General features: G+C 64.3%; 6 protein-coding genes and 1 pseudogene. 6 read left to right on the top strand and 1 reads right to left on the bottom strand.

Annotated features, from left to right (window positions below; translation table 11 throughout):
- The first annotated feature begins 219 nt into the window (after positions 1-219).
- From ADBZ6I_RS13940 to ADBZ6I_RS13915, 6 genes are all read left to right on the top strand, one after another.
- Entirely contained in the window at positions 220-2,178 is a 1,959-nt protein-coding gene (locus ADBZ6I_RS13940) for an FAD/NAD(P)-binding protein (RefSeq protein ID WP_526384811.1), read from the top strand.
- A complete protein-coding gene (locus ADBZ6I_RS13935; protein ID WP_313673472.1) occupies positions 2,175-4,415 on the top strand; it encodes an MMPL family transporter in 2,241 nt (746 codons plus the stop codon). The genes ADBZ6I_RS13940 and ADBZ6I_RS13935 overlap by 4 nt, the downstream gene beginning before the upstream one ends.
- A gap of 61 nt (positions 4,416-4,476) precedes the next feature.
- The gene (locus ADBZ6I_RS13930; RefSeq protein ID WP_396894385.1) at positions 4,477-5,394 is read left to right on the top strand and encodes an alpha/beta fold hydrolase; all 918 of its coding nucleotides are present in this window, start codon (positions 4,477-4,479) and stop codon (positions 5,392-5,394) included.
- Positions 5,378-6,880 carry a class I adenylate-forming enzyme family protein gene (locus tag ADBZ6I_RS13925; protein ID WP_526384808.1) on the top strand — a complete coding sequence of 501 codons (1,503 nt, stop codon included), beginning with the start codon at positions 5,378-5,380 and terminating at the stop codon, positions 6,878-6,880. The genes ADBZ6I_RS13930 and ADBZ6I_RS13925 overlap by 17 nt, the downstream gene beginning before the upstream one ends.
- Positions 6,870-7,175: a hypothetical protein gene (locus ADBZ6I_RS13920; protein ID WP_526384806.1), complete on the top strand. Its 306-nt coding sequence runs from the start codon at positions 6,870-6,872 to the stop codon at positions 7,173-7,175. Before ADBZ6I_RS13925 ends, ADBZ6I_RS13920 begins: the two co-directional genes overlap by 11 nt.
- A 20-nt stretch (positions 7,176-7,195) precedes the next feature.
- Entirely contained in the window at positions 7,196-8,290 is a 1,095-nt protein-coding gene (locus ADBZ6I_RS13915; RefSeq protein ID WP_313673468.1) for an SDR family oxidoreductase, read from the top strand.
- Positions 8,291-8,300: 10 nt separating this feature from the next.
- Here the strand turns inward: ADBZ6I_RS13915 and ADBZ6I_RS13910 are convergent.
- Positions 8,301-8,409, bottom strand: a pseudogene (locus tag ADBZ6I_RS13910) (LLM class F420-dependent oxidoreductase); the annotation flags it as partial.

The raw sequence follows: 8,409 nt of genomic DNA, 5'->3' as shown, positions 1-8,409 counted from the left end.
GGGGCTGACGGCTTCACCTCGCAGTCGTTCAGTTCCGACTGCCTGGACCGGTTTTTTGAGGACAGCGGCGTGCAGGCACTGCAGTCGGCCCGTAACCGTTTCGGCCATTGCGTCACGGTGAGGTTTGGTTGACCCAATGACCACCCACACGCCACGAATGCCTGCGAGCTCTCTTCAGGTTTGTCAAGAACTCGTCGCCCTGCCGGCGTTCGGAACCGCATGATGGATACCGTCGATATCGCCATCATCGGAGCGGGCCCGCGTGGAACGGCGGTCCTGGAACGCCTCTGCGCCAACGCGTCTGAAACTCCCAGCCGCCGGTTGAGAATCCACGTGATCGACCCCTATGAGCACGGTCCGGGCAGAATCTGGCGCCGGGATCAGCCCAGCTCGCTGCTGATGAACAGCGTTGCCGGCGACATCACCATCTTCGGTGACACCAGCGTGCTCTATGCCGGCCCTCAAACCTGCGGGCCGAACATGTATGAGTGGGCGCAGCGTGTGCGGGCCGGTCAGATCCCGCTGCCACCCGGTCCGTTCGCCGAAGCCGTTGCGCTGCAGCCGTGGTCATATGCAAGCCGGTCGCTGCACGGCTACTATCTGCGATGGGCCTTCGAAGTCATCGTCGATCAACGGCCTGCGAATGTAACCATCCAGCGACACCGCGGCGCTGCGACGGCGCTGCGCACCTGCGACCGTTCGGGCGCCCGGTATCGCATCGAGATTGCGGGAACGGCTTCGGTTTGCGCGGACGCAGTGGTGCTGTCAGTGGGGCACTATGCCCAGGCGGCGGCTCCACGTGCAGCGAAGCTCGCTGAGCAGGCCGCCAGTGCGGGGCTGAAGTACATCCCGCCCGGGCATGCCGCCGAGGCCGACCTGACGGGGATCGGCCCCGCCGACACCGTCATCCTGGCCGGAATGGGACTCACCTTCTTCGATTACCTCTCGCTGCTCACCGTCGGCAGAGGAGGTGTATTCGACACCGCGGCAGACGGACTCGTGTATCGGCGATCGGGCGCGGAGCCAATGATCTACGCCGTCTCGCGCCAGGGCGTTCCGTTTCGCGCCCGGGCCGATACGCGCACCGCGAAGGTTGCCGCACCCCGGCTGCGGTTTCTCACCAAGGACTGTGCGGCTCAGTTGCGCAGCAGTCTGCCTTTGCGATTTCGCCGCGATGTCTGGCCGATCATCCAGAAAGAGCTTGCCTGGGCTTATTACTCTACGTTGACGGCAACGACGGTATCTCCTGAAGCCCTCGCCGCGACAATTCGCGATCTGCCACCGGATACCACCCGGTGGCCAGAGCTCATCGATGCAGCCGTAGGTCCACAACCTGATCATCTGGACTGGGATGATCTGTTGCAGCCCTGCGCGGGCCGCACTTTTGCTTCGTCGAGCGACTTCCAGGTGTGGATCGAGTCGCAGCTCATCGCCGACTACGAGGCTGCATCGCAGGGGCCGGCGCATAGTCCAAGCAAGTCGGTGAGTGCGTCGATGCGCCAACTTCGCTCGGTGGTGCGAACCATTGTGTCGCATGCCGGAATCGCGGGTGATTCCTATCGCGACGACGTCGAAGGGTGGTTCAACGGAGTCAACAACATGGTTGCCTCGGGACCACCCCGCTCACGGGTGGCCGAGTTGATCGCGTTGCGACGTGGGGGTCTGGTCGAGTTCGTCGGGCCTGCCGCACCGGCCACACTGGAGACCGACAGCGGCCGTTTCGTGGTGCAGTCCGGGCAGATCCCGAATTCCCGGCGGACCGCCACGTGCCTCATCGATGCATACCTACCCGCGCCCGATATCCAGCATGCACAGGACCCGTTGCTAGCCGACTTGTTCGAGCGCGGCTGGTGTCGCGCGCACCGGATCGCCAACGTGGATGGCTCTTTCTACGAGTCGGGAGGGCTCGACATCGATGAATCGTCGCTACAGTTAGTCCGCGCTGACGGATCGATCCTGGACCAGGTGTTCTGCTTCGGCCCGCCGCTGGAGGGCACTCAGTGGGTAACCGCCTCCGGTGCTCGTCCCCACGTGAACACTCTGATGCTCCGGGAAGCTGACCAAATCGCCCGGACCGCAATGCTGCTCGAAGTGCCGGTAAACCCGCAATCGCCCCGGTCGTCTTTGCGCACTGAGTTGGACTGCCCGCAGCACCATTCGATGACGGAGTGCGTGTGATCACCCGCTTGGCGGCCATCGCAGTGCGCCGCCCCCGCACCGTTCTCCTCGCCGCGTTGGCGGTGGTCGTTCTGTGCGCCGGATTGGGTGTCAGTGTCGTCAGTATGTTGCAGGCTGGTGGCTACGCATCACCGGCGGCGGAAGCCGCCAACGACTCGGTGCATCGGGACTTTCCTGGTGCCAGCCCGAATTTCTTGGTGATGGTCAGCTCGCCGGACGGAGCGGACTCGGCGGATGCTCGCGCGGTGGGCGCGCGTGTGACCGCAGCTCTACACGCCGACGCCGACGTGGTCAGCGTCCACTCGTTCACCGACGCCACGTCGAGACCGCGAACCACGCTGATTGGGCGGGATGGTCGTGACGGGCTGATCGTGGTCGACCTGGCCGGCGACGCGACCGCGGCGCTGAACGCGGCACACCGACTCGACAAACAATTATCGGGGCAGTTCGGTGCTGTTGCAGTGCGGGCCGGCGGTGAGGCCGGCGTCTTCAGTGCAATCGCCACCCGTATCGCCCACGACCTCATCGTCGCCGAAGTCATCGCGGTGCCTGTCACGATGGTGCTGCTGATACTGGTGTTCGGCAGCGTGGTGGCTGCGGCCTTACCGGTAATGATCGGCCTGATCTCCATCGCGACCACGCTGGGGATTCTGCGGATACTGACCGTATTCACCGACGTTTCAATCTTCGCGCTGAACATGACCACTGCGCTGGGATTCGCCCTGGCGATCGACTACAGCCTGTTTATCGTCAGCCGGTACCGCGAGGAGCGGGCCGCGGGCGCCGACACCCGGGCTGCGGTGGTGCGGGCCGTGCAGACGGCAGGCCGGACCGTGGTGTTCTCGGCCGTGACGGTGGCCGTCGCGCTCGGTGCGCTCACCGTTTTCAACGCCTACTTTCTCCGCTCGTTCGCCTATGCGGGTATCGCCGTGGTGGCGGCCGCCGCCGCCGCGGCCGTGCTGGTGCTGCCAGCCGCGCTCGTGTTCCTCGGTGACCGGATCGATGCGCTGGATCTGCGCAGTGGGCTCTACCGAGTGCTGGGACGGACCCCCCGGCCCAGGCCGGCCGAGCAGGACAGCCACTGGTACCGCCTGGCGTGTGCAGTGATGAAGCGCCCGGGTGCCGTCGCTGTCGCGACGACGGCGCTACTGCTCCTGCTGGGGGCACCGTTTCTCGGCGCTCGGCTCGCCTACCCTGATGAGCGGGTGTTGCCGGCCTCAGCGCCCAGCCGCCAAGTCGCCGAGATCCTGGATGCCCAGTTCGTACCTGGCATGCGGTCGATGGTCGCCGTGGCCCTGCCCGGATATCACGGACCAACACGCGAGTATGCGGCGGCGCTGAGTCGCGTCGCCGCGGTCGACGGCGTGACAGGTGCTGATGGGCTCTACGTCAATGGAGATCAGGTAGCGCCGGGGGACCCCGCAATGGCCACGGCAGCCGGGAGTTACGTTCAGGTGGCCAGCCGGCTGGACCCGATGTCAGCGGCGGGCTCCGCACAAGTCAGCGCATTACGAGACGTGCCGGCGCCGGCGTCACCGGTGTTCGGTGGGACCGCGCCGGTCTACGCCGACGCGCTCCACGAGATGTATGCGCGGCTACCTGCAGCGCTGGGAATTGTCGCGGTGACCAGCCTGATCGTGCTGTTCCTTTTCACTGGTAGCGTGCTGTTGCCGGTGAAGGCGGTGATCTTGAACCTGCTTTCGCTCACAGCGACTTTCGGTGCGATGGTGTGGGTGTTCCAAGACGGTCATCTGTCCGGTCTGCTTGGGTTCACTCCGACCGGAACGCTGAACGCAAACATGCCGCCATTGATGTTCTGTCTGGCCTTCGGGATGTCCATGGACTTTGAGGTTTTCCTGCTGTCCCGGATCCGCGAACAGTGGCTCGCCTCCGATCGCACAGCCGCCGCCAATACGCACGCCGTTGCGATCGGGGTCGCGCGCACCGGCCGAATCTTCACCGCCGCCGCGGCTTTGATGGCTGTGGTCTTCCTAGCCATCGCCACCTCCGGTGTCTCATCGATGAAGATGTTCGGAATCGGTCTGGCCCTGGCGGTGATCGCCGATGCCACCGTCATCCGCCTGCTGCTGGCGCCGGCCCTGATGAATTTGATGGGAACCGCCAACTGGTGGCTGCCCGAACCGCTGGTCCGACTGCATCGCCGGTTCGGCATCGATGAGAGTCCCTCCGGCGCAACGGTGCCGACCGCTACCGGTGTGCCCGCGGTGGGGACGTGATGCAAACGAACGACCGCTGGCCACCTCTGATAACCGATCGATCTGCGAAGGCGAAATACCAATGGATTTGAGCACCATCGATTCGTGGGATCTCGGCTACCGGGGTACTCATGACCGACATCGCCTGGCCGATGACTGCGAACTGTACTTCGAGCTTGAAGGCGACGGACCCTGTCTGACCTTCGTTTCCACGATCTATGTGGTCAGCACAGCGTGGCGCAACTTCACCCGCAGCCTGGCCGCGTCGCATCAGCTCTTGACTTACGACCTACGTAATCAGGGGGCATCGAGCGGCCCAGCCCGCGGTTTCGATCAACATGTCGATGATCTCGCGTCGCTGCTGGACCATCTCGAGATCGAGCGCACCTACCTGATCGGCTCTTCGATCTCGACGGTCATCTGCCGTGACTTCGCGGTGGCCCATCCCGATCGGGTCGCAGGCCTCATCCTCGTCGGGCCACCCTTCAGCGCGTGGGGGTCCAAACGTCGTACGAGGATAACCAGATCATGGTTGGCTACGCTGAAAATCGGCGGGCCGAAACAACTTTTCGACACCATCTACCCTCTGGTCTTCGGCGATTACGCTCAGTCGGTTGGCGGCACGGCCACTTACCTCGCACTGCGTGAGCGCTTCCTGGCTATCAACTCGGCTGCGCAGCTGGAAGCAAATCTGACCGATGCACTGCAGACCCACGATGACGTCGCGATGCTGCCGCAGGTGATGGCACCCACACTGCTGATTTGTGGAGACGACGACTTCTGTGTCAGTCCATCGGGCCTGCACGCCACAGCGCAGATGATGCCCGATGCCACCGTCGAAATCTTCGACCGGTGCGGGCATCTGCCGTTCTTTGAGCACACCGCGAAATTCGAGTCGGTACTGGGCAATTTCGTGGCGTCGGTCGAACAACGTGACCGCGGCGTACTCAACCCGGAATCGACAGAACGAGAGGATGCGACGATTGATAACCCACGCTGACGTCCGCGAACTGCCGCGGCGTTACCTCCAATTGGCCGAGGAGCGCCCGGACGCCGATGCTGTGATCTATGCGCGACCACCGTTTGATGGGATTCGGCTCAGCTGGTCCGACGTCGCAAACCGCAGCGATGGTCTCCAAGCGCGGTTCGCCCGCACCGGGGTGGTCGCGGGTTCGCGGTGTGCGGTCACCCTCGCCGATCACCCCGACACGATTCCGACGCTGATTGCACTGTGGCGGTTGGATGCCACCGTCGTTCTCATTGATGCGATGTGGGGTGAAAGGCTCCGCCGCAACGTGATCGAGCACTCCGGCGCCGACTTCGCCCTGCCTGCCGTCGAGGCCGGTGAGGTCGTGCGCATCGGTGCCAGCGGGAAATATCCGCACGCTCTGCCGGAGGACACCGCGATGCTCGGCTACACGTCAGGCAGCACAGGTGACCCCAAAGGGATTCCGTTCACCCACCACAAGCTGGCCCTGACCATGTACGCGTCCGCGGCAGCCGGCGCGGCCCTCCGTGGCACTCAGGCGACCCGGTTAGCGTGTAGCGCACGCCTGTCAGGATCGGGCACGCTGAACATGCACTACACCTGGGCGGCCTTTGCCGACGCGGCGGTCGTGGTGCTGCCGGAGCTGAATATGGGCACGGCCAAAGAGTATTGGAGTCGCATCGACCGGAACGGCATCGAGCAAACCTATCTGGTGCCCGCGCTGGTAGACATCGTCAATCGTTTGGCCGGACCGCGCAAGCCCGATGGTGCGGCGCCGCTGTGCCTGAGTGGGAGCGCCCCAGTGTCCGCGAACGCGCAGCAACGCTTCTACGACCGTTTCGGGCTCCCGCTGGTCAATTGTTACGGGATCTCCGAGGCGATGTGCGCGATCTTCTTCGGGTGTGTGCATTCCGGTGTGGCTACCAACGACGTCGGAGTTCCGTGGCTACTGCAGGGACGCCTGATCGATCGCAACGGTCAAGAGGTGCGCGGCACCGGTGAAGGGGAACTTCAACTGGCCGGCCCGACGCTGTTCGACGGGTATTACGGTAACCCCATCGCCACGGATATGGCGTTCGACGGCCGCTGGTTCAAAACCGGTGACATCATGCGGCGCAACGCTAGCGGTGTCTACAGTATCGCCGGCCGGATCAAGGATGTCGTCATGAAGGGCGGTTTCGCGGTTTACCTCAACGAGGTGGAGGAGGCCGCGCTCACCGTCGACGACGTCGTCGAGGCTGCCGCCACGCCTCTGCAGACCGGTTCCGGTGAAGACATCGGGCTGATCGTGCGGATCGCCCCGGACAGCGCCACAACTGCCGCGATCGTCGCGCAACAAGTGCGCGACGATCTTGGGATCCAGCGCGCGCCGCGCCGAGTCATTGCCGTTGAGGAAGCCCTGCCGCGCACCGGCCAGGACAAACTCGATCGGCGCGCAGTGGCAGCGCTGTGGGTTTCGCAGACTGAAGTCTCCGCGGCGGTGCCCGGTGGCCGGTGATGTGGTGACCGAAGCTGAATTCGCCGACCAGGCGCGGCGTTTCCTGGTCGAACTGCGAGGTCCGGAAGTGCCTGTGGTTCAACTCGATGACGATCTTGCCAATGACGCCGGGTTGGACTCGCTGCAGCTGATCGCGCTGCTGGAATTCGTCGAGCGACTACGCGGAGCGGAGTTAGAGGAGATTCCTGAACTGGGGAAACTGACTCTTCGCAACCTTTATTGGGCGCTACTGAGGTCGCCGGCCAGTGGCCCTAACCTGCCGTATGAATCGTTGTCCGATCGTGAGGAGCTGTGATCGTCGCCCAACCTAGAACGGTGTTGCTGACCGGAGTAACCGGGCTGGTCGGTGGGGCCTTGGCGCTGGAGCTATTGCGCCACACCGATGCGCACCTCCTCTGCGTCGTGAGACCCCGAGGTGAGCGCTCGGCGGCGCAGCGGCTCACCGAGGCGCTGCACGCCAGCAGCCAGGCCTATGGCCAGATACTGAGCGCCGATGATCTGGCGCGGTGCCGGGCCATCGCCGGTGACATCACCGCACCGGCGCTCGGTGTGGATCCCGGCGAGATCGAACGGGTGGACGAGGTCTGGCACGTGGCGGCCTCGCTGGCGTTCGAGGATGAGCGCGCTGAGGAGATCTCGCTGCACAATGTGGCCGGCACTGAACACATGCTCGACGTCGCACGCGAATTATCATGCCGCGCATTCAATTACGTCAGCACTGCCTACGTCGCCGGCACGGCGCGCGGGCGGATTCTTGAAACGCCTGTGCCTATCGATAGCCCGGTCAACAACCACTACGAGCGCACCAAGCTCGCCGCAGAGCGCCTCGTCCTCGGCGCCGACTTCGAGACGGTGAGAGTTTTCCGGCCCAGCATCGTGATCGGGCACAGTGCCACCTACGGGGCCACCACCTTCACCGGCCTGTACGGCTTCGTCCGTGGGCTGCAGCGAGCCCGGGACACTGTGCGGGAGTCGCTTGGCGATCTCCTGCGGTTCCGGCCGCTGCGGCTGCTGGCAGACGGTGGCACACCGGTCAACTTCATTCCTGTCGATGTGGTTGCCCGCGCAGCGGTAGCGATCAGTATCAGGTCGACCGATTCGGCGATTTACCACCTCACGAATCCGACGCCACCGCGGCTGATCGACTGTTGGCACGGCGCGACCGAGGTGCTTGGCATGCAGCGACCCATCTTCGTCAGCGATCGCAGGGAATTCACCCTGATCGATGAAAAAGTCGACGAGCGCATGACCTTCTACCGGTCGTACATGAACGATGAGAAGTATTTCGACATGTCGAACGTCCAGGCGGTGCTGGGTCCCGATGCGCTCACCTGCGACTTGGCTGCCCACGAGATTGTGCGTTACGTCGGTTGGTACGTCCAGCATGTCGGAGCGTCCGAGCATCACTAGCGCCGGCGCCTCACGCCGGCCGCCACAACCCCGAGCCCCGGATCGCCTCGGCCAGTGATTCGACGTCGGCGGGGTTGTGCGGTGGCGGCAGGTAGACGATCGCCAGATCCAGTCCTTCG

Source organism: Mycobacterium sp. (assembly GCF_044342925.1).
Lineage (GTDB): Bacteria > Actinomycetota > Actinomycetes > Mycobacteriales > Mycobacteriaceae > Mycobacterium.
The sequence above is the reverse complement of the archived record's forward strand: the minus strand, read 5'-3'. Positions and strand labels throughout refer to the sequence as shown.